19 protein-coding genes are annotated in these 20,768 nt (G+C 61.6%); 5 read left to right on the top strand and 14 right to left on the bottom strand.

Going from position 1 to position 20,768, the window contains the following annotated elements; all coding sequences use genetic code 11:
* The first annotated feature begins 15 nt into the window (after positions 1-15).
* A complete protein-coding gene (gene tldD, locus EDC35_RS09465) occupies positions 16-1,458 on the top strand; it encodes a metalloprotease TldD (RefSeq protein WP_132976998.1) in 1,443 nt (480 codons plus the stop codon).
* Here tldD and arsA read toward each other — a convergent pair.
* The 13 genes from arsA to surE all read right to left on the bottom strand — a co-directional run bounded on the left by arsA (position 1,452) and on the right by surE (position 14,249).
* Positions 1,452-3,233 (bottom strand): arsenical pump-driving ATPase, encoded by a 1,782-nt coding sequence (arsA, locus tag EDC35_RS09460; RefSeq protein ID WP_481557208.1) that lies wholly within the window; start codon positions 3,231-3,233, stop codon positions 1,452-1,454. The two genes, tldD and arsA, sit on opposite strands and share 7 nt — an antisense overlap.
* Positions 3,203-3,586: an arsenite efflux transporter metallochaperone ArsD gene (gene arsD / locus EDC35_RS09455; RefSeq protein ID WP_132976997.1), complete on the bottom strand. Its 384-nt coding sequence runs from the start codon at positions 3,584-3,586 to the stop codon at positions 3,203-3,205. Before arsD ends, arsA begins: the two co-directional genes overlap by 31 nt.
* A 199-nt stretch (positions 3,587-3,785) precedes the next feature.
* Positions 3,786-4,871 carry an ACR3 family arsenite efflux transporter gene (gene arsB, locus EDC35_RS09450; RefSeq protein ID WP_132976996.1) on the bottom strand — a complete coding sequence of 362 codons (1,086 nt, stop codon included), beginning with the start codon at positions 4,869-4,871 and terminating at the stop codon, positions 3,786-3,788.
* A gap of 4 nt (positions 4,872-4,875) precedes the next feature.
* A complete protein-coding gene (locus EDC35_RS09445; protein WP_132976995.1) occupies positions 4,876-5,292 on the bottom strand; it encodes an arsenate reductase ArsC in 417 nt (138 codons plus the stop codon).
* A gap of 52 nt (positions 5,293-5,344) precedes the next feature.
* The gene (locus tag EDC35_RS09440; RefSeq protein ID WP_132976994.1) at positions 5,345-5,668 is read right to left on the bottom strand and encodes an ArsR/SmtB family transcription factor; all 324 of its coding nucleotides are present in this window, start codon (positions 5,666-5,668) and stop codon (positions 5,345-5,347) included.
* 205 nt (positions 5,669-5,873) lie between these two features.
* Positions 5,874-6,770: a cytochrome-c oxidase, cbb3-type subunit III gene (ccoP, locus tag EDC35_RS09435; RefSeq protein ID WP_132976993.1), complete on the bottom strand. Its 897-nt coding sequence runs from the start codon at positions 6,768-6,770 to the stop codon at positions 5,874-5,876.
* The gene (locus tag EDC35_RS09430; RefSeq protein ID WP_132976992.1) at positions 6,757-6,972 is read right to left on the bottom strand and encodes a cbb3-type cytochrome c oxidase subunit 3; all 216 of its coding nucleotides are present in this window, start codon (positions 6,970-6,972) and stop codon (positions 6,757-6,759) included. The genes ccoP and EDC35_RS09430 overlap by 14 nt, the downstream gene beginning before the upstream one ends.
* Entirely contained in the window at positions 6,965-7,711 is a 747-nt protein-coding gene (gene ccoO, locus EDC35_RS09425; RefSeq protein WP_132976991.1) for a cytochrome-c oxidase, cbb3-type subunit II, read from the bottom strand. The genes EDC35_RS09430 and ccoO overlap by 8 nt, the downstream gene beginning before the upstream one ends.
* Before the next feature lie 16 nt (positions 7,712-7,727).
* Positions 7,728-9,161, bottom strand: a complete 1,434-nt coding sequence (ccoN, locus tag EDC35_RS09420; protein ID WP_132976990.1) for a cytochrome-c oxidase, cbb3-type subunit I — start codon at positions 9,159-9,161, stop codon at positions 7,728-7,730.
* Between the two features lie 162 nt (positions 9,162-9,323).
* Complete coding sequence (locus tag EDC35_RS09415) at positions 9,324-11,438, bottom strand: InlB B-repeat-containing protein (protein WP_132976989.1); 2,115 nt, start codon at positions 11,436-11,438, stop codon at positions 9,324-9,326.
* 106 nt (positions 11,439-11,544) lie between these two features.
* Positions 11,545-12,576, bottom strand: a complete 1,032-nt coding sequence (rpoS, locus tag EDC35_RS09410; protein WP_132976988.1) for an RNA polymerase sigma factor RpoS — start codon at positions 12,574-12,576, stop codon at positions 11,545-11,547.
* Positions 12,577-12,606: 30 nt separating this feature from the next.
* A complete protein-coding gene (locus EDC35_RS09405) occupies positions 12,607-13,455 on the bottom strand; it encodes a peptidoglycan DD-metalloendopeptidase family protein (protein ID WP_243651578.1) in 849 nt (282 codons plus the stop codon).
* A gap of 38 nt (positions 13,456-13,493) precedes the next feature.
* Complete coding sequence (surE, locus tag EDC35_RS09400) at positions 13,494-14,249, bottom strand: 5'/3'-nucleotidase SurE (RefSeq protein ID WP_132976987.1); 756 nt, start codon at positions 14,247-14,249, stop codon at positions 13,494-13,496.
* 176 nt (positions 14,250-14,425) lie between these two features.
* Between surE and EDC35_RS09395 the strand changes: the two genes are divergently transcribed.
* The 3 genes from EDC35_RS09395 to lgt are packed head-to-tail and all read left to right on the top strand — an operon-like array spanning position 14,426 to position 17,816.
* Positions 14,426-14,980, top strand: coding sequence for a Smr/MutS family protein (locus EDC35_RS09395; RefSeq protein WP_132976986.1), 555 nt, complete (start codon positions 14,426-14,428; stop codon positions 14,978-14,980).
* 50 nt (positions 14,981-15,030) lie between these two features.
* On the top strand, positions 15,031-16,956 hold the full coding sequence (locus EDC35_RS09390; protein ID WP_132976985.1) for a hypothetical protein: 1,926 nt from the start codon (positions 15,031-15,033) through the stop codon (positions 16,954-16,956).
* A 14-nt stretch (positions 16,957-16,970) separates the two neighbouring features.
* On the top strand, positions 16,971-17,816 hold the full coding sequence (gene lgt, locus EDC35_RS09385) for a prolipoprotein diacylglyceryl transferase (RefSeq protein ID WP_132976984.1): 846 nt from the start codon (positions 16,971-16,973) through the stop codon (positions 17,814-17,816).
* A gap of 86 nt (positions 17,817-17,902) precedes the next feature.
* On the opposite strand, the gene rpsT is transcribed toward lgt, so the two are convergent.
* Positions 17,903-18,166 (bottom strand): 30S ribosomal protein S20, encoded by a 264-nt coding sequence (gene rpsT / locus EDC35_RS09380; protein WP_132976983.1) that lies wholly within the window; start codon positions 18,164-18,166, stop codon positions 17,903-17,905.
* 185 nt (positions 18,167-18,351) lie between these two features.
* On the opposite strand from rpsT, the gene EDC35_RS09375 reads away from it, so the two are divergent.
* Positions 18,352-20,712, top strand: a complete 2,361-nt coding sequence (locus EDC35_RS09375) for a DUF4407 domain-containing protein (RefSeq protein ID WP_132976982.1) — start codon at positions 18,352-18,354, stop codon at positions 20,710-20,712.
* The last annotated feature ends 56 nt before the right edge of the window (positions 20,713-20,768 follow it).

The following is a 20,768-nucleotide window of genomic DNA, read 5'->3' as shown; positions in this document are numbered from 1 at the left end:
CTCTCTATCCCGCCTATGAATGACCCCATTACCATTGCCCGCGACTGCATTCTGACCCCCGCCGGTCTCGACGACCGGAATCTCGATCAGCTCCTGGGTCTGCTGACCAGCACCGCCGTGGACGCGGCGGACATCTATTTTCAGTCCAGCCGGCTTCAGTCCTGGGTGCTGGAGGACGACATCATCAAGGACGGCACCTTCAGCATCGAGCAGGGCGCCGGACTGCGCGCCATCAGTGGCGAGAAGACCGGCTTCGCCTATTCCGACGAACTCCAGTTTCCCGCACTGGCACAGGCCGCCGAGGCGGCGCGATCCATTGCGCGCGGCGGCCAGGAGGCGCGGGTCAGGATCAGCCATGCGCCGGGCGTGCGCCCGCTCTATGGCCCATCCAACCCGATCGGCAGTCTGCCGGACGCTGAAAAGATCGCCCTGCTGCACCGGGTGAACGCCGAGGCGCGACGCGCCGATCCGCGTGTGTGCGAGGTCACGGCGAGTCTGGTTGCAGTGCAGGACGTGGTGCTGGTGCTCGCCGATGACGGCACGCTGGCTGCCGATGTCCGTCCCCTGGTGCGGCTCAATGTCAGCGTCATCGTCGAGTCGCATGGTCAGCGCGAACAGGGCGCCAGCGGGGGCGGCGCGCGCGCCGATCTCGGGTATTTCCTGCTCGAAGACCGTGCGCTGGGCTTCGCCCGCGAGGCCGTGCGTCTGGCCCTGGTCAATCTGGATGCCGGGGAGGCGCCAGCAGGTACCATGACCGTGGTGCTGGGCGCGGGCTGGCCGGGCGTGCTGTTGCACGAGGCCATCGGTCACGGGCTGGAAGGCGACTTCAATCGCAAGGGCAGCTCGGCCTTCTCCGGGCGCATCGGCGAGCGGGTCGCTGCGCCCGGCGTCACCGTGGTCGATGACGGCACCCTCGCGGGCCGGCGCGGCTCGCTCAGTCTGGACGATGAGGGCACCATCACCCAGAACACGGTCCTGATCGAGGACGGCATCCTGCGCGGTTACATGCAGGACAAGCTCAATGCCCGGCTCACCGGCACCACGCCCACCGGCAACGGGCGGCGCGAGTCTTACGCCCATCTGCCCATGCCGCGCATGACCAACACCTATATGCTGGCTGGCGACCGCGATCCCGCCGAGATCATCGCCTCGGTCGAGAAGGGGCTCTATGCCGTCAATTTCGGCGGCGGTCAGGTCGATATCACCTCGGGCAAATTCGTCTTCTCCGCAAACGAGGCCTATCTGATCGAGAACGGCAGAATCAGCCGTCCGGTCAAGGGCGCAACCCTGATCGGCAACGGTCCGGATGTCCTGACCCGGGTCAGCCTGATCGGCAATGACCTCAAGCTCGACGAAGGTGTCGGCACCTGTGGCAAGGAAGGACAGAGCGTCCCGGTCGGGGTCGGTCAGCCGACACTGCGTATCGACGGACTGACGGTTGGCGGGACAGGTCAGTAAGCGGTCAGTTGGGCGAGTCCCGCCTCACCGACTGGCGGCTCGGGCAGCCAGGGAATCAGTGCGCAGCGTTGGCTGAGCCGATCGGCCACCCGGCGGATGAAGGGGGTCTCGCTCACCCCGCGCTGACGCAGCAGCGGATGCCGGGTACCGGAGGCGAGCAGGCTCTGGTTGATGACCCAGCCGAAGGGTTCGATTCCGGCACGGCGCAGATCCGCCTGCAGCCGCTCGGCCTCGTGCACCGGGGTGGCCTCGGGCAGGGCGACGACCAGCACCCGGGTGAACGCGGGATCGCGCAGACGCGGCAGCAACTGGCGCACCGCCTCCGGCATGTCGCCCTGGGTGCGCGAGACCTCGCGATGATAGGCCTCGGCGGCATCCAGCAGCAGAATCGTGTGGCCAGTCGGCGCGGTATCGAGCACCACGAAGCCATCCTGACCGCCATCCACCGCACGGGCGAAGGCGCGGAAGACGGCGATCTCTTCGGTGCAGGGCGAACGCAGATCCTCCTCCAGCATCGCCCGTCCGTTGGGATCCAGGTTGGCGGCGGCCTTCGCCAGTACCTCGGCCTGATAAGCGGCGACCTCAGCGGACGGGTCGATACGGCTGACGCGCAGATTGGCGACCGACTCGCCAATCGCCTCGGCGACATGGGCGGCGGGATCCGTGGTCGAGAGCTGCACCGGATGACCGCGTCGAGCGAGCGCCACGGCGATGGCCGCCGCCAGCGTGGTTTTGCCGACCCCGCCCTTGCCCATGGTCAGGATGACGCCGCGTCCGGCCTGCACCAGCTCATCCACCAGACCTGACAGCTTCCCCGGCAGGACGCAGTCGCTGTCCGGCTCATCGCCCGACGGCTGGATCAGCGCCGGATTCGCCATCTGGCGCAGGGCGTCGAGTCCCAGGGTGCCCAATGGCAGCAGCGGGGTGATGGTCGCGGGCAGCGCGGCGAGTCCGGTCGGCATCGCCGCCAGCGCCTCGGCACCGCGTCGCATCATGGCTCCGGCGATGGAGTCATCCGTTTCTGCCACGTCCAGCACACCATTGAGCGCCAGATGCAGATGGCTCACCCCGAGATCCGCCAGTTCCGCGCGGGTGCGCTCGGCCTCCCGGAGCGCGGCGGTTTCCGGGCGACTGACCAGGACCACCGTGGTCCGCTGCGGATCGGCGAGTTGCGCCACTGTCGCGGCATAAAGCGCCTGTTGTTTTTCCAGCCCGGCCAGCGGCCCGAGACAGGAGGCGCCGCCGGTGCTGGAGTCGATGAACTCGCTCCAGGCCGAGGGCAGGGTCAGGAGACGCAGGGTGTGGCCGGTGGGCGCGGTGTCGAAGATGACATGCTCGAACTGCGCTGTGGCGGCGGGATCGCCCAGCAGCTTGGAGAATTCGTCGAAGGCGGCGATCTCCATGGTGCAGGCGCCCGAGAACTGTTCTTCCATGCTGACGATAGCCGCAGCGGGCAGGAGGCCGCGATAGGGCGCAACCATGCGCTCGCGATAATCGTGCGCCGCCGCTTCGGGGTCGATGTTGAGCGCGAAGAGTCCCGACGCGCCGGGAATGGCCGTCGGCGTTTGGCCCAGCGCGACGCCCAGCACCTCATCCAGATTGGAGGCCGGATCGGTGCTGACGATCAGCACCTGCCGACCGGACTCGGCAAGTGCCAGTCCGGTGGCGCAGGCGAGCGAGGTCTTGCCCACGCCGCCCTTGCCGGTGAAGAAGAGGTGACGGGTGCGGGTGTCCGGGATCGCCATCAGCAGCACCCGCTGCCGGGCTTGCAGCAACCGGAATTGACCTGGACGCGGAAAGGGTTCGCGCTTGCTGGCGGAGCGGTCGGCGTCAAGTCCAGCTTCTCGATCAACTGGTCGCGCGACAGATAGGCACCCGTGGCGACGATCTGCCCATCGATCAGGGTCAGCGGCAGACGCTCCATGCCGGCTTCGATTTCCTTGAGCACCGACGGATTGGCGGTGAAAGCCTGGGGCTGCTGCGACAGGTTATAGCGGTTGACCGTGACGCCCTGTTCGGCCAGCCACAGCAGATCGGCATTGCACTGCACCAGCACCGGATCGACCTCGACGCCGCAGACGCCCGTGGAACAGCACATGGCCGGGTCGAAAATTTCGAGTGTTTTCATGCGAATATCTCATCAAGTTGGCAGGAATGGTTTTTTGAACCGCAAAGACGCGAAGGACACGAAGTGAAGGTGTTTAGGTGATTTCCGGAAAAGCTCGTGTCCGTGATCAAGTCTTTTTCGACAGGATTAACAGGATTGACAGGATTTTTTAAATTGCTGTTTTTAATCCTGTTAATCCTGTCTAAAAAACCGCTGCGGCTCAGTTTTCAGGCACGTGAGCCCCGGCCTCGTACCAGCCCCTGGTCCGGTTGACCACCCGCACCACCAGCAGCATCACCGGCACCTCAATCAGCACCCCGACCACCGTCGCCAGTGCCGCGCCGGACTGGAAGCCAAACAGCGAGATGGCAGCCGCCACCGCCAGCTCGAAAAAGTTGGATGCCCCGATCAGGGCCGAGGGACAGGCGACGCTGTGCTTCTCACCGACCGCGCGATTCAGCCAATAGGCCAGCGACGAGTTGAAAAACACCTGGATCAGGATCGGCACCGCCAGCATGGCGATGATCAGCGGCTGTCTGAGGATCTGTTCACCCTGGAAGGCGAACAGCAGCACCAGAGTCAAGAGCAGAGCGACGATGGAGGCATGACCCAAAGTCGCCAGAGTGGCGTCGAATTTGGCCTCGCCCTGCTTGAGCAGAACAGACCGCCAGAGCTGCGCGATGCCGACGGGAATCAGGATATAGAGCACCACCGAGGTCAGCAGCGTGTCCCAGGGCACCACGATGGACGAGAGTCCGAGCAGCAGCGCCACGATCGGCGCAAAGGCAAGGATCATGATGGCGTCGTTGAGCGCCACCTGTGTGAGCGTGAAATAGGGATCGCCCCCGGTCAGCCGGCTCCAGACGAAGACCATGGCGGTACAGGGCGCGGCGGCCAGCAGGATCAGCCCGGCGACATAGCTGTCCAGTTGATCTGCCGGCAGCCAGTCGGCAAAGACCATGCGAATGAAGATCCAGGCCAGCAGCGCCATCGAGAAAGGCTTGACCGCCCAGTTGATGAAGAGGGTGACGCCAATGCCCTTCCAGTGCGATTTGACCTGACCCAGGGCGCTGAAGTCGATCTTCATCAGCATCGGGATGATCATCACCCAGATCAGCACGCCGACCGGCAGATTGACCTGCGCCACCTCCAGCCGACCCAGAAACTGGAAGGGAGCAGGGAAGAATTGACCCAGGGCGATTCCGGTCACGATGCAGAGGGCGACCCACAGCGTCAGCCAGCGTTCGAAGACGCTCATGGGCGCCCCCGCAGCTTGTTTGGCAGTGACCTCACATTGAATGCTCATGTCGTCAGATCCCCAGTGCTTCACGGACGGCGGGCACCAGCCGCGCGCGGATCTCGTCGCGCACGGCGATGAAGGACTCCAGCGGCTCGCCGTGCGGGTCATGGAAGGGCAGATGGATACGCGGCACGGGACGCGGGAAGATCGGGCAGCTCTCTTTGGCGTTATCGCAGACTGTCACCACCAGATCGATGGGCTCGTCGAGCACGGCCTCGATGTTCTTGGGATGGAGCCCGTCGGTCGGCAGCCCGGCGTCATGCAGCGCAGCGATGGCGCCATCGGCCACCTTGGGTTGCGGACGGGTGCCGGCAGACAGGGCGCGCACCTGCCCCGCCAGATCATGCTTGAGGATGGCCTCGGCCATCTGCGAGCGGCAGGAGTTGCCGGTGCAGAGGACGAGGACCGTCTTGTGGACAGTGGTCATGAAAGCGGCCTCGTTTGATGCAGGTCGAAGTGGATGCGGTGTGGCGCGGAGATCAGGACACGCCGGAATCGCATTGGGATGGCGCGGGCATGCTCGTCTCGACTCCCATGCCGTCCCTCATGTGCATCAGGATCCGCAGCGCCCAGTCCGGCAGTTGCGGACAGATCCGATAGCGCATCCAGACCCCGTCGCGGCGCGCCAGCACCACACCTGCCTCGCGCAGCACTGCCAGATGACGTGAGACCTTGGGTTGCGGGGCATCAAGTGCGCTGTGCAGATCGCAGACGCACAGTTCATCAGCGTCCAGCAGCATGGCCAGGATGCGCCGCCGGATAGGATCGGCGAGCGCCTCGAAAAAGGCTTGGGGATTGATCATGATAAAGGCGATCTTGCTCATCAGGGGGGTATTATATGCGCAAAATCGGATATATCACAGCGAGCCAAACCACATTTAAAGCGGGATGCCTGGGAAGCATACGGTCTTGCAGGTCGGGTCAGGCGCGCGTGGTATGGCGCATTCGTGCGGCTCAAATCATTTAACGCGCCGTAACCCGATGTTTTTAGATGGAGCGGACTGCCGGCTACTTCCCGCCCCCCAGGGCATGGACATAGACCACCAGTTTTTTGATCTCCTGTTCGCTCAATTTACCCGCTGAGCTGAAGGCTGGCATCACCGCGTTGCGGGTTTCGGGAACGCCGGTCTGATTGACCCCATAGAGAATGGTATGTTTCGCACTGTCGTAACCGCCCGGCTCGAAACGCCAGATGCCATCCGTCAGATTGGCGGCGCCGACCGTGACGAAATCGCCGTTCGGCAGATCCAGCACATGGCCGTTCGCCTTCGCGCCATGGCAGGCAATGCAGCCCTTGGATTTGAACAGCGCCCAACCCTCCTCGCTGCCGCCCTGCCCTCCCGTCTCGCTCATCTGCACCACCCAGTTCGCCAGGGTGTCAGCTTCAGCATCGGTCAGGATGCTGCGATGTGCAGTCATGGCGCCCTGACGACCGCCCGCGACGGTTTCGGTGAGCTTGGCCGTGGTGCCGCCATAGAGCCAATCGTCATCAGCGAGAACCGGAAAGCCCGGATTACCCTGACCGCCGCTGCCATGACAGGCCGCACAGTTATCACCGAACAGCACCTTGGCGGAAGACAGGGTGTATTGCATCAGTCCCGGATCGGCGAGGATCTCGGTGGCGCTCAGGCTGCGGATCCGATCCTCGAATTGGGCGCGCTTGGCCGTCACCTGCTCCAAACCGCGTTCGTATTCCTTCATCTGGGTCCAGCCCATGATGCCGGGTGTCGCCTCCTGACCGACGGGCCAGCTCGGGTAAAGGATCGTATAACCGATCACAAAGAGAATTGAGGCCCAGAATCCCAGCATCCACCAGCGCGGCGGCGGATTCTGCAATTCGCGCAGATTGTCGTCCCAGACATGCCCGGTGTTGTTCTCGCCCGGAAAAGGGTTATTTTCCGCCATCGCTGTCTCCGTTGCGCTCGTTGTCTTCATCGAACGGGATATGCTTCATGGCTTCGAGCCGCTCCCGGTTCTTGGGACGAAAAACGTGGAAATAGGCCAGGATCATGAGCAGGAAGATGACAACGGTCAGGATGGTGCCGATCCAGTCATTGACCGTCATCGCCTGCCAGTTGGTCTGGAAATATTCAACCAGACTATTCACGGTAGACCTTCGAATCATCAAGCTTGACCATGGTGCCAAGAACCTGAAGGTAGCTCACCAGGGCATCCATCTCGGTCTTGCCTTCGACCAGCATGGCAGCCGCGATGTCTGCGTCGCTATAGGGCACGCCGACCACCCGTAAACCACGCATGTGACGCTTGATCGTTTTCGCCCTGAGATACGAGCTGTCGAGCCAGGGATAGCCCGGCATGACCGACTCGGGAACCAGCGCGCGCGGGTTACGCAGGTGCTGACGATGCCAGTCGTCGGAATATTTGCCCCCGACACGGGCCAGATCGGGACCGGTTCGCTTGGAGCCCCACTGGAAGGGGTGATCGAAGATCGACTCGGAGGCCAGCGAATAATGGCCGTAGCGTTCCTTTTCGTCGCGGAAGGGGCGGATCATCTGCGAATGACAGAGATAACAGCCCTCGCGCTGATAGACATCGCGCCCGGCCAGTTCGAGCGCGGTATAGGGGCGCACCCCGTCACCGGGCTTCCAGTTCCACTGTGCCTTGCCGGACTCATCGACCATGACGATGGGTTCACGCCCCGCTTTCTCCCACACAATTTCAGGGAATTGATTGTGCTCAAAGGTGTTTTTCATGATGAAGAGCGGGACAATTTCCACTAGCCCGCCCACTGACAGCACTAGCGCGGTCGCGATCAGCAGACCCCAGATATTGACCTCCAGCCATTCCTGGAAGCTCTTCACCTTGGTCTTGGGATAATCAGCCATGTTCGATCTCCCGGAGTCAGGCGGCAGCAGGCAGGGCGCGCGCCTTGTCCAGGCTGCCCCTGACGATGGACTGGCGAACGGTCATGAGCACGTTGAAGAGCATCACGGCCGCGCCGAGCAGGAAGATCATCCCGCCGATGGCGCGCATGGCGTAATAGGGGTGCATGGCGTCAACCGATTCGACGAAGGTGTAGGCCAGAGTGCCGTACTCGTCATAGGCCCGCCACATGAGCCCCTGCATGATTCCCGAGACCCACATGGCGACGATATAGATGACGGTGCCGATGGTCGCGGTCCAGAAATGGAAATTGATGAGCCGGATGGAATACATCTCGGTGTGAAAGAGGCGCGTCATCAGATGATAAATGGCACCGATGGAGATGCCGGCCACCCAACCCAGCGCGCCCGAATGCACATGACCGATGGTCCAGTCGGTGTAATGCGAGAGCGCATTGACGGTCTTGAGCGACATCACCGGTCCCTCGAAGGTGGACATGGCGTAGAAGGCCAGCGCAATGATGAGGAAGCGCAGGACATAGTCGGTGCGCAGCCGGTCCCAGGCGCCCGAGAGGGTCATCATGCCGTTTACGGCTCCACCCCATGATGGAATGATCATGGCGATGGAAACCGCCGCGCCGAGTGAACCGGTCCAGTCGGGCAGCGCCGTATATTGCAGATGGTGCGCGCCGAGCCAGACATAGCCGAACATCAGCGCCCAGAAATGTATGACCGACAGCCGGTAGGAATAAATGGGTCGCCCGGCCTGTTTGGGGATGAAGTAGTACATGATGCCGAGAAAACCGGCGGTCAGATAGAAGCCGACCGCGTTGTGACCCCACCACCACTGGATCATGGCGTCCTGCACGCCCGAGAAGATCGAATACGACTTGAACAGACCAACCGGAATGGCGAGGCTGTTCACCACATGCAGATAGACGATCATGATCATCATGCCGAGGAAGAACCAGTTCGACACATATATGTGCGAGCTCTTGCGGATGGCGATAGTCATGATGAAATTGATGGTGAAAGACAGCCAGACCACGGCGATCAGGATGTCGATCGGCCATTCCAGCTCGGCGTATTCCTTCGACTGGTTGATGCCGAAGGGAAGTGTCAGGACCGCCAGCGCGATGACTGCATTCCAGCCCCAGAAGGTGAAGCGGGCCATTTTATCGCTCCACAGCCGCACCCCGCAGGTACGCTGGACGCTGTAGAACGCCGTCGCCATCAGGGTACAGCCGCCGAAGGCGAAGATAACGGCGTTGGTATGCAACGGACGCAGACGCCCGAAGGAGAGATAGGGACTATCGAAATTCAGGAACGGCCAGGCCAGTTCCGACGCGATATAGACACCGACCGCCGCGCCCACCACCAGATAGACGACAGCCATGACGGTGAACCAGCGTACAACGTCGAAGTTGTATTTGTGCTCCAGGCTGGCTTGCATAGACCCCCCAGGGACGATGAGATGACAAGGAAAGCGACCAGGCATTCCAGCCATCGGATTCAAGGCCTCGCTCCCTGGGCGTCGTGGCCTTCATCACACTGGATCGCGTCGCGAAAGTCAACATGACTTGCTGTCACGAAATGCAGATGCTGAAATCCCCGTTCAGCGTTTGAAAGCCGCCGTCACCGTTTTGGCCGCGTTCATCTTTACGACACAGTTCCCCATTCCGCTGCAAACGCCGCCGCTCCAGCTAGCGAAAACATAGCCATTGGCAGGCTTGGGGGTCAAGGTCACTGAGGTACCACTAAAGTAGGGCTCCTTGCAGTCGCTGCCGCAGATAATGCCGATCGGGGCACTGGTGATCGTACCACCGCCGCCGTGCTTGACCGTCAGCGTGTATTTGGGGGCGACCTTAAAGGTGGCCGTCACCGTTTTGGCCGCGCTCATCGCTACCACACACTTTGCTGTCCCGCTACAACCGCCGCTCCACCCGGAAAACACATGACCGGTGGCTGGTTTGGGCGTTAGAGTCACATTTGCACCACTGACATAAGACGCCTTGCAACTGCTGCCGCAGTTAATCCCTGTCGATTGACTTGCAACAGTACCGCTACCCTCGCGCTTGACCGTCAGCGTGTATTTGGGGGCAACCTTAAAGGTGGCCGTCACCGTTTTGGCCGCGTTCATCTTTACAGTGCAGAGATCTTTGCCAGAGCAGGCGCCGCTCCATCCGGCAAAGACTGAACCAGATGCAGCCTTGGCAGTTGGGCTAACCGTCGCACCGACGGCATAAGTGCCGGCACCGCCAACCGTACCGCTACCAGCGCCCGCCTTCAGCACTTTGAGCGGATAGGTGGCGGTCGGGGGTAAAACAGCCTTGCCGTCAGCACGCTCCCGCTTGAAGGCCGGCCATAAGCCACCGTTACCGACCTGATACTCATCCGAGCCAAATTCCATGCTTTGGGCGTAGGAAAACTGATTCGACGCGTCCTCGAAGAGTTCGACGATGCCATTGCCTCCCGCGCCCAATCCAACGATCAATTCACCCCGACCATCGGCGTCAAGATCACCGACCGCCGGGCGGGTCTCGCCATTGAGCGCGCTGTACTCAGGCCAATCGACACCAACCCAGGCCATGGAAACGAGCGCGGCGGAGCGATAATCGAAGATCTCGACATTTCCGCCGCCTTTCTTGCCAAGACCCATGACAATTTCTGCGGAACCATCGCCATTCATATCACCAATGGCAGGGCGGGTTTCTCCCGATTGACCGGCATATTCGGCCCAAGAGAGATCGCCAAGCAACAACTCCTCTTCAACCAGAAGTTGATTCCGATCTGCGCTTGCAGCTGCCAGGGCGGCGGAGTCAAAGCCTTTCTTGACGAAAAAGGTTCCGCCAGGAATGTCAGCTCTCCCTGCCACCGGCCCCAAGCCAATCACGATTTCATCACGACCATCACCATCGAGATCGCCAACGGCAGGGCGTGCTGCACCATTGGACTGGTTGTATTCCGGCCAGTCGATGGCGGTCCAGCCGAGTGGCGCCAGTGCGCCGTTTTCCACCCGGAAGACCTGAATCAATCCCTGACCGCCAGCGCCAAGACCGATGAGCAGTTCATTCTTTCCATCGCCGTCGAGATCGCCAATCGCCGGATAGGTTTCGCCATTTGCTGTATTGTAATCAGGCCAACTGATCTGACCCCAGAGCAAGTGAGAAAAATCGTCATCAAGGATCTGGAAGCGTCCCCCCGGCATGCCCGGCTGTGTGGTGACCTGACCAAAACCGATGACGATTTCGTCCCGTCCATCGCCATCGAGATCCCCCGTCGCCACCCGTGCCTCGCCATTCAATGCGTTGTATTCCGCCCACCCTACGGGGACTTCCTGCTCAAACAGCCGGTTGAGATCCGCCACCTCAATCCAGCCTGACTTGTTGGATAAAGCACTGCCACCAACAACATACCGGAAGGATCCGGATGTCAGTTCATTTGAAAAACCGGATTCAGAGCCGTCATTTCCCCGCGCCTTGACTGAAAAATAATAAATGACATTCGGATCGAGATCGGAAAAGGTGAAACTGGTCTGATTGCCCACGTCCAGCGAGTGGTCGTACTGACGAGGCGCCTCGCCATAATAAATCGTGTATCCGGAGACGCGCTCATCATCGACAGGATCCCATTCCAGGACATAGGACTGAGCCGAAAATACCGCCTTGGAAGAAAAGATCAGAATGAACAAAAAACTGACCTTCAAGCTAAAATCAAAATGGTTTTTCATGAGATCGATTCCTCTCAATTCAATCCGGCAGGCCTGCACTGATCGACACTCAAGCCTATCGTTAAAATCAGACCAGAAATGATGACCGAGTCACAAAATTTATCACTCAAAAAAAAGAATCGACAGAAAAGCCCTCTTTATCAAGTATATCTCGCAAACGTCTGAGCGCATCCATCTGGATCTGACGGACCCGTTCGCGTGTCACGCCGAGTTCCAGGGCGACATTTTCGAGCGTCGAGTATTCATGACCGTGAAGACCGAAACGGCGCTCCACGACCTCGCGCTGCTTGTCGTTGAGCTGGCCCAGCCAGAGCTCAAGGTTGGTCTGGATATTGGTGTCCTGGATATGATTCGCCGGATCATTGACCGCCTCGTCCGACAACATATCAACCAGCGGTTTGTCGGCGTCCTTGCTGTAGGGCGTGTCGATTGAGGCGATGCGCTCGTTGAGTCCGAGCATGCGCTTGACCTCGCTGATGGGCTTGTCAAGCAGGGCGGCAATGTCTTCGGCGGTGGGTTCGTGATCGAGCTGCTGCGCCAGCCGGCGCGCCGCCTTGAGATAGAGATTGATCTCCTTGACGACATGAATGGGCAGCCGCACGGTGCGGGTCTGGTTCATGATCGCCCGCTCGATGGTCTGGCGGATCCACCAGGTCGCATAGGTGGAAAAACGGAAACCGCGCTCCGGGTCGAATTTCTCCACCGCTCGGATCAGTCCCAGATTGCCCTCCTCGATCAGGTCCAGCAATGGCAGACCGCGATTCAGATAACGGCGGGCGATCTTCACCACCAGACGCAGATTGCTCACAATCATGTGTGACCGCGCGGCATGATCGCCGTTCTGCGCCAGCCGGGCCAACTGGATCTCCTCCTCGGCCGTCAGGAGCCTGGATTCGCCAATTTCGTTGAGATACAGACGGGTTGCGTCGAAGTCGCCCTCACCGGAAGTGAAATGCTCGCGGCCCGATTCAACGATTTTCGCTTCGCTGACATCCGTATCAAGGAGGTCACTGACCTGGGTTTCCGTTTCCTCCATGAGCGGGCCTGAGTCATCGTCGAGCAGCAGTGATTCGCTGTCGATATCGGGCGGATTCTCGTTTGCCTGCTCGTGTGCCTGGCGGTCGTTGGCGATTGGCATCCACACCTCATTCGCGTCTCTCGAAAAGGTTTAGTTTCGTGGGGGCAGATAGAGCAGCGGATCAACGGCCGCACCCTCGCGGCGAACCTCGAAATGCAGGAGATAAGAGCCTTCGGTTCCCTGGCCGATTTCAGCAACAGGCTGTCCACGTTTGACGTGCGCCCCCTCCTTCACCAGCAGCCTGCGGTTGAAACCATATGCGCTCAGATACTGATCGTTATGTTTGACGATGATCAGGTTGCCGTAACTCTTGAGTCCATCGCCGCTATAGACCACCTGTCCGTCCGCGCTGGCAAGCACCTGCTCGCCGCTGCGTCCGCGGAGCCGGATACCCTGCCGGGTGCGATCATCGGCGCGGAATGTTTGCAGCACTGTGCCGGACAAAGGCCAGTCCCAGGTGATGCCGGAGGTATCGCGCAGCCCCCCGGCAGACGTTGCGACCTGATCCCGGCTGACCGGCTTCGCTGGCGTCACGTCACGCTGCCGGCCCGTTCCCGTCGCGACATCCGTCTTTTCGGTGATCGCTCCCGATGTTCTGGCAGCACGCCCGGGGGGAGTCGAGCCATCGGGTGGCTCGATGCGCAGCAGGGTCTCCGCATAGAGCGTGTAAGGCGGCTTCAGGTCATTCCATTGCGCCAGCCTGCGTGCATCGATGCGCAGCCGCTGGGCGACCAGACTCAGGCTGTCGCCGCGCCGCACAAGGTAATAGCCTGCTGGCACCGGTCCCGTCCAATCCCAACCCGAGACCGGGGCCGGTCCGGTCGTTGAACAACCGCCAAGCAACCAGGCCAGCCAGACACTGAGCGCCAGCGTCGGAAGCGCGCCCCGCACTGAACCAGACATGAAGTGTGGGGATCGCTGGCGCAGGAAAAAAGTCATGATTGCGGCTCAGGACAGGCTGTCAGATGATGACCGGCTCAGGAAACGGCCGCTCCCGTCAGCCAGCGCCCGAGCGTTTCCAGTGCGGCGTGCCGGGTCAGATCGACCTGGAGCGGCGTGATCGAGACGAAACCCCGGCGCACGGCATCGAAATCCGTCCCCGGCCCGGCATCCTGTTCCGGTCCCGCCGGCCCCACCCAGTAAATCGTGCGTCCGCGCGGATCCTGCCCCGTCACGACGGCTTCCGCCTTATGCCGGTGTCCCAGCCGGGTCGCCATGAAGCCATTGAGTTCGTCATACGGCCGATCCGGCACATTCACATTCAGAATGATGCTTGATTCGAGCGGTTGCTCGCACAGCCGGGTCACCAATTGCACCGCCACCCGCGCGGCCGTGTCGAGATGCCGGGGTTCATGTGAGGCGATGGAAACCGCCATCGAAGGCAGCCCCAGAAAACGCCCCTCGGTCGCCGCCGCGACCGTGCCCGAGTAGAGCACATCGTCGCCCAGATTCGGCCCGTGATTGATGCCCGCGACAACGATGTCGGGATCGGCCTCGGAGAGTCCGGTCAGGGCCAGATGCACGCAGTCGGTCGGTGTGCCATCGACCCGGATATAGCCATTGTCCATCCGTCTGGCCCGCAGCGGCACATCCAGGGTCAGCGAATTGCTGGCGCCGCTGCGGTCACGCTCCGGCGCCACCACGAACACCTCGCCAAGCTGGGCGAGTGCATCGGCAAGGGCGATCAAGCCCGGCGACTGATAGCCGTCATCGTTACTGACAAGGAGCTTCATAGGCTGTCGGGTATCCATCGGAAGCGTGAATTCAAGATGAGATGCCTGCTCGGCAAGGCGATGGGGAACACGGGGATCATACCCAAAAGGCTGGCATCCGGCATCCCGACCGCGTCAGGCGACAGGCACTGATATACTCGCGCCAAACGCCTCACCGATGACAGCCGACGAAACCGATGAAGCAACCCATCCAGGAGGCAGAGCTGGATCTGTTTCGACAGCAGGTCCAGGATGCCGAGCGGCTGCAACACGATGGCGCGGAGCCCTATCGCCGCAGACCGCCGCCCATCCCGCGACCACGTCTCCCCGAACTGCCGGAAGATGGCGTGACCCTGAGGCTGTCTGAAGCCGGGATCGAGACGCCCGAGTATCTGCTGTTTGCACGCCCGGGAATCCAGCGACGGGTGCTCGCCGATCTGCAACGGGGCGCGATTGAAGTCGGGCTGGAAGTGGACCTGCATGGCCTCCATGCCGAACACGCCCGGAAACTTCTCGCCGATTTTCTGGCCGAATGCCATCGTCGTCATGTCCGCTGCGCGCGGATCATTCATGGCAAGGGCCATCGGTCATCCGGCAATCAGCCCGTTCTCAAGCAAAAGGTCAATTACTGGCTGCGTTTATACGATCAGGTGCTGGCCTTCTGCTCGGCCCCCCAGCGTGACGGCGGTACCGGCGCGGTCTATGTGCTGCTGCGCAATCCCAACAAAAGGCAAGACCGAGAACGCTCCTGAACACCAATACCACGCTCTCCCGTTGGACCCGATGCCTCGCACTCGCCATCATGTTCGGTCCCGCCCCGTCCGTCGCGGCTGATCCGGTCATGGGCCTGGCCTATCAGCCCTATGTCGGTCAGTGGAGTCAGCAGGCGAACAATCCCTTTGCACCGGATCGCTTCTATACCCCGTCCTTCAATACCTATGCGGGCGGGATCGATATCGATCATCCTGAACAGTCGCTGCTGACCGCCCGACGCGAGGTCGATCTGCGCTTTGATCTGGCTGGACAGGTAAGCGGCATCGCCGCGCGCGGGACGCTGACCTTCAACCCGAATGCGCTGCGGGGCGGCACGCCGGAACAGTGGAGCCGCACCTGGTTCAGATTCCATGAGGGCACCACAGCCAAGCCGGCCAGCCACATCGAACATCAGGCATCGGTCTACCGTCAGCTTGCCTTTCTGGTCCAGCAGGCAAAAGGCGCACCGCTGACGCTGGCGACCTATGGCAGCGGGTTTCAGGCCGGCTACTGGCGCACGCTCAACAGTCGCAGCTATGCCGCACTCCCGGTCTGGACCGACAACCGGGTCAATTTCATCCCCGCCAATGGAGCGCCCAACCAGACTCGGGCTATCGATGAGATTTATTTTTATTTTCCGCCGACCGCCGCTTATGTGAAACCGGCACCCGAAAGGGTCACGCTGGAGACGACCGGCGCGCCCGGTCGCGATCTGGCGCTCCAGGCCACTCATCTCACGGTCTTTGAGCCGGCGCGCAAGGGCGCGCCTGACGCACGGCTCAATCCCGGATTCTTCGCTGGCGATGCCAATGGACAGATCGCGCTCGCCGCCGCCGAGATCAACGCCCAGGCGGGCAAACGACTGTTGACGATCAAGGCGGGCGTGGAGAATGTCGCGGTTGATGGTTCGCTGGTCAACGACCGCATGCGCTTCGCGATCCTCGCCGCACTGGCCCAGGCCCAGGTCGCCAATGCGCGTTATCCCGGCACCGTGACGCACCTGATCATTTCAAACGAATACGGTCAGGTTGAGGATCCGCACAGTGATCATCTCAGCAGCACCGGGCAGATCACCGAGATGGTTCGTTTTGCCAAAACCAGAATGGCATCGGGCGGGGACTTTGCCGGGCTGAATCTGCGCATCGGGGTACGGGGTCACAGCTTCCGCGCGGTCGATCCCAAATCGACGAATCCAGCTGTCCGGCGCTTCAGTCAGGATGTCGCCGCGCTGGTCAAGGAGGTGGATTTCCTCATGGAAAATCTCTATCCGAGCCCGGAAGCGGTCGCCGCCGCGCGGACAGACGGCCACTGGGATGCCTATTTTGCCCCTGACACCGGCGAACTCAACGCCCAATGGCGTCAGTTCCAGCAGGCCATCACCAGTGTCGCCAGGGGGCGGGAGATCGAGCTGATGATCGGCGAGACCGGCCATCCCACCAAGGGTATTGCATTCAACCTGCCGGGCTACCCGGCTGGCCCAGATACCGCGTCAGCGGATTCGGCGTTCGCAGTGATCGCCAGGGCGGTGGATCCTTCCGGCACCCGTATCGGTCAAAGCGGGATCAAAACCTTCCGGGAATATTTCAATGAGGAACTGGCCACCGCCTTTCTCACCGGAGTCTTTCGGTGGTCACGCGAGACTGGCGTGCAGATCCATGTCTTTGAAGCCTTCGACGAACCACAGAAATTCGTTCAGAATCTCCCTCTTCCCGGTCTGACGCTGAGGGCATCGACCCTGAATCATGCCGGGAGCCATGGCGCCGAAGGCTTCTATGGTTTGTTCGCCTATACCGGCGTGGCTGATTTCCAGGTCCGACCGCAGACGCGCACCCGGTTAGCGCCCGGTTCAAAGCTGATGAACGCGCTCCCCGCCGGTCTGGACTGGACCGCTCAGTTCGATGGGCGCTTCCATGCCAAACTGCCCGGATTCGATTTTGCCCGGACTGCCGCATCCTTTACTGTCATCTCGCACTGATACCATCCGCACCCATGCTGACCTATCCCGATCTCGACCCCGTTGCCCTCGCCATTGGACCACTCCAGGTTCACTGGTATGGGCTCATGTATCTGCTCGGCTTCGCCATTGCCTGGACCCTGGGGCGCTGGCGTGGCTCGCGTCCCGGTTCCGGCTGGACCGGCGAGATGGTGGATGATCTGGTCTTTTACTGCGTCATCGGCGTGATCGCTGGCGGACGGCTGGGCTACATGCTCTTTTACGGCTTCGATCAGATCCTTGCCAATCCCTTGAATCTGCTCAAGGTCTGGGAGGGCGGCATGTCGTTTCACGGCGGCCTGATCGGCGTGCTGCTGGCCGTCCTCTTTTTCGCGCGTAAACAGGGGATGCATTTCTTTCAGGTGGCCGATTTTCTGGCGCCGCTGGTGCCGCCCGGACTCTTCGCCGGACGTCTCGGCAATTTCATCAATGGCGAGCTCTGGGGTCATCGCACTGACCTGCCCTGGGGCATGCGTCTGCCCTGCCGCGAATTTCCGAACCAGTGCGAGGATGCTGCCACAAACGCAGTCTGGAGCGCGCCGGTCCATGCCTCGCAGCTCTACGAGGCGGTGCTCGAAGGTCTCGTGCTCTTTGCGATCCTCTGGCTCTTTTCGCGCCAGCCGCGCCCCATGATGGCCGTATCGGGTCTGTTCCTGTCGGGCTATGGAGTCTTCCGTTTCATGGTGGAGTTCGTGCGTCTGCCGGACGCCCACATCGGCTATCTGGCCTTCGGCTGGTTCACCATGGGGCAACTGCTGACGCTGCCCATGATCCTCGCGGGCGCGCTCCTGCTGGGACTGGCCTATCGCAGCCGCGCCAGCGTCGAACAAAAAGCGGATTGACGATCCAAACCATTCGGTCCGCACAAGCGGACCGAACGGTTTGAGAACAAGACATAAAAAAACCGGCCTTCAAGCCGGTTTTTTGATCAGGCCATGGCCTTGATGTGGGCGTTGAGCCGGCTCTTGTGCCGCGCCGCCTTATTGGCATGGATCAGACCCTTGCGCGCGGCGCGATCAATGCGCGGCACGGCGTCTTTATAGGCTTGGGTGGCAGCTTCCTTGTCCTCTGCCCGGATCGCCTTGATCACCTTCTTGATAAAGGTGCGCAACGCGCTGCGCTGCGCCATGTTGCGCTGACGGCGGACTTCCGACTGACGTGCGCGCTTACGGGCCTGTGGTGAGTTAGCCAACGTGGTCTCCTGAAAAATCCGGCGGTTTGAATCTGGGTTCAAATGTCAAGACCGCGCATTCTTCACAAAACCAGCCCGGTTGTCAACGTATCAGATCGCCGTGTCGTCACAGGAGGGATGCAGCATGACGGCATGAACGCATAGAATGGCGATCAGATCTGCACCTCATGAGGAGCACTGCACAGATGGCAAGCCAGCCGTTCAGGGATCGGATCTTCGCGATTCCCTGGTTCGATTTTTTCCGTCTTCGTCCCTATGGGGACAGTCTGGCCACGCCTGCCGTGATGGTCTGGCTGGGCTTTGCCTGGGTCGTCATCCTGCTGATGGCCAGTATCGAAGGCATCGTCTGGGGACTGGTCGGCGCCTCCATCGTGCCCGAAGGGGTGGCCTGGCTGCGTCCGATCGCCGGGCTGTTCCTCTTTGTGCTGATCTTCGCCATCATCTGGATCGTCGATGCCTCGCTGATCCTGTCCGAGCGCCCGCCACTGCGCGCACGACGCTGGCAGCCGGGCGCCAACCAAGGGTTTGGCGCCTTGCTGCGCTGGGGTTTCGGACTGGTGGTGCGGGTCGCCATCGTCGCCGTGTCGCTCTATGTCACGGCGCCTTTTCTGGCCAAACTGATCCGGGCCGACGACATCGCCTCCTATCATCAGCGTCAGGTCGAACAGTATTACGCCCAGCGTGACGCGACACTGAGCGGTCAGACCCGTGAGCGAACCGCACAGATCGAGTCATTGTTCCGCGAACGCGCCCAGCCGCTGGAGATGCGGATCGCGCAACTCAACCAGTCGCTGACCGCAGAACGTCAGCGGCGCGCCGAAATTGAAGCGGAATATGGACCCGAACTGGAGGTGCTGCGGCGCGATCTGACTGAGGCGCAGGCGCGCGTCGGCAATGAAATCCTGGGTCGCGAGGGTCGCCCTGAAGGACGGGGTCCGGAGGCGCGCAAATGGGAAGCGAACGCCAGCCGGCTGGCCGAACAACTGACCGCCAAGCAGACTGAAAGCGACACGCGCACCACCCTGATCGCGCAGCGGATCGCCGAGATCGAGCTGGAACTGCGCACCGCCTCGGACGAGCTGCAACGGCTGCGTCAGGAACAGCAGACACGCATCGACCAGATCGCGGCTGAGGTTGCAGCGCAACAGGTCGCCGCCCTGCCGCCGCGTCTCACCTTTGCAGCGCGCTCCAAGGCGCTGCATGCGCTGCGCGCGAGCCCGGATGAAAGCGGTGTTCCCCATTTCGAGACCGTGGAAGGTTTTGCTCAGGCGGCGCTGGGGGTTCTCTTTTTCGCCCTGATGGCACTCAAGCTGTTCGAGCCGCCAGCGGTGCGCGCCTATTTCAACGAAACCATCCAGTTGCAATACCGGAAATATCTGGTGGGCGGTCTGGCGGATATTCCGGGCTTCGAGCTGCCGGAGGATCTTGCGCAACGGCTCAATCCGGTGGAATTCGCCCGACGCTGGCAGGCTTACGAGAGCGATCCGGCGAGTTTCTACGCCGAGCGTCTGGCGCTGCTTGAAGTGCGTGAGCCCTTGCTGGCGTTCGCGGCCCAGCAGTCGTTCGAGCAGGCCGTGCTGGAGCGGCGTCAGGACAATCTGGATGATGAGCTGGAGTTTGCGCGCCGCCGCCGCGAACGCGAACTCACCGCCTATGATCAGGAGCTGGCGCTGCGGACCACACAACTGCAAACCCATTTCGAGCAGGAGGCCGAGGCGCGGCGCGAACTGCTGCGGGCCGAACTGGCGACCGAGCTGAAACAGGCGCGCGAAGACTGGGCGCGTCGCAAACACCAGGAAGAAGAGGATCTGCGCCAGCGCAAGGCGTCATTCGAACAGGCACAGGAAGAGGCGCGGGAAACGCTGCGCCTGCGCGAAAAAGAGCTGGAACAGTTGCGCGAGCAGAATCTTGCTGCCGCCCGGCAGACCGAGATCGCCACTCAGCAGGCGCATGAACGACAGCTTGCCGAGCTGGACATCAAACGCGAGCGCGAGGCCCACCAGAGGCGCCTGAACGCCATCCGTGAGGAACTGGCCCGACTGCGCGGGCTGGAGGCCAAACACAGCGGGGAACGCCAGGCCATCCGCGAGGCGGGACGCAAGCTGCGCGAATCACTCGATGCCGCCGTCAAGCAGCTCGCAACCCTGGAAATGGAGTTCACCGCGCAACAGACGCAGGCGGCCCATCTGGAGCAGATCATCGCCGATGAGGTTCGGATGGCCGAAGCGGCCAAAACGCAGCGGAAACGCTTTTGGTCGCGCGGCGACCAGGTCGATGACAGCAAACGGGCGCGCGAGGCCAGACGGGAACTCAAGACCCTCGACAAAGCGCAACGCACCACGCGCGAACGTCTCGACCGGTTACGCGAAGATTTGCACGGGCTGGAACAGCGCGGCATGGCCAACGCCGGACTGCTGCGCGAAGCGGAAGACCGTGTCGCGTCCATTCAGGCGCGCATTCTCTTCTACGAAGATCAGCTTGGCGTCCTCATCTGCTCGAACCATGACCGTGCAGAGGATGAGCCTGAGTCGCGCCTGCATAGCTGATTTCCTGAAAATTCATATCTGATACACGCCTAAAACAGACAGGATGAACAGGATTT

Source organism: Thiobaca trueperi, from assembly GCF_004342175.1.
GTDB lineage: Bacteria > Pseudomonadota > Gammaproteobacteria > Chromatiales > Chromatiaceae > Thiobaca > Thiobaca trueperi.
Note: the sequence above shows the minus strand (reverse complement) of the source record. Positions and strands in the feature narration are given on the sequence as shown.

Bases quoted from the DNA above. Each gene is read 5' to 3' on its own strand.
- ccoP (WP_132976993.1), bottom strand. From the start codon at position 6,770: ATGGCGGAAAATAACCCTTTTCCGGGCGAGAACAACACCGGGCATGTC.
- EDC35_RS09415 (WP_132976989.1), bottom strand. From the start codon at position 11,438: ATGAAAAACCATTTTGATTTTAGCTTGAAGGTCAGTTTTTTGTTCATT.
- EDC35_RS09390 (WP_132976985.1), top strand. From the start codon at position 15,031: ATGTTCGGTCCCGCCCCGTCCGTCGCGGCTGATCCGGTCATGGGCCTG.
- EDC35_RS09375 (WP_132976982.1), top strand. From the start codon at position 18,352: ATGGCAAGCCAGCCGTTCAGGGATCGGATCTTCGCGATTCCCTGGTTC.
- EDC35_RS09395 (WP_132976986.1), top strand. From the start codon at position 14,426: ATGAAGCAACCCATCCAGGAGGCAGAGCTGGATCTGTTTCGACAGCAG.
- lgt (WP_132976984.1), top strand. From the start codon at position 16,971: ATGCTGACCTATCCCGATCTCGACCCCGTTGCCCTCGCCATTGGACCA.
- arsB (WP_132976996.1), bottom strand. From the start codon at position 4,871: ATGAGCATTCAATGTGAGGTCACTGCCAAACAAGCTGCGGGGGCGCCC.
- ccoO (WP_132976991.1), bottom strand. From the start codon at position 7,711: ATGGCTGATTATCCCAAGACCAAGGTGAAGAGCTTCCAGGAATGGCTG.
- surE (WP_132976987.1), bottom strand. From the start codon at position 14,249: ATGAAGCTCCTTGTCAGTAACGATGACGGCTATCAGTCGCCGGGCTTG.
- tldD (WP_132976998.1), top strand. From the start codon at position 16: ATGAATGACCCCATTACCATTGCCCGCGACTGCATTCTGACCCCCGCC.
- rpoS (WP_132976988.1), bottom strand. From the start codon at position 12,576: ATGCCAATCGCCAACGACCGCCAGGCACACGAGCAGGCAAACGAGAAT.
- arsD (WP_132976997.1), bottom strand. From the start codon at position 3,586: ATGAAAACACTCGAAATTTTCGACCCGGCCATGTGCTGTTCCACGGGC.
- EDC35_RS09445 (WP_132976995.1), bottom strand. From the start codon at position 5,292: ATGACCACTGTCCACAAGACGGTCCTCGTCCTCTGCACCGGCAACTCC.
- ccoN (WP_132976990.1), bottom strand. From the start codon at position 9,161: ATGCAAGCCAGCCTGGAGCACAAATACAACTTCGACGTTGTACGCTGG.
- EDC35_RS09405 (WP_243651578.1), bottom strand. From the start codon at position 13,455: ATGACTTTTTTCCTGCGCCAGCGATCCCCACACTTCATGTCTGGTTCA.
- EDC35_RS09440 (WP_132976994.1), bottom strand. From the start codon at position 5,668: ATGATCAATCCCCAAGCCTTTTTCGAGGCGCTCGCCGATCCTATCCGG.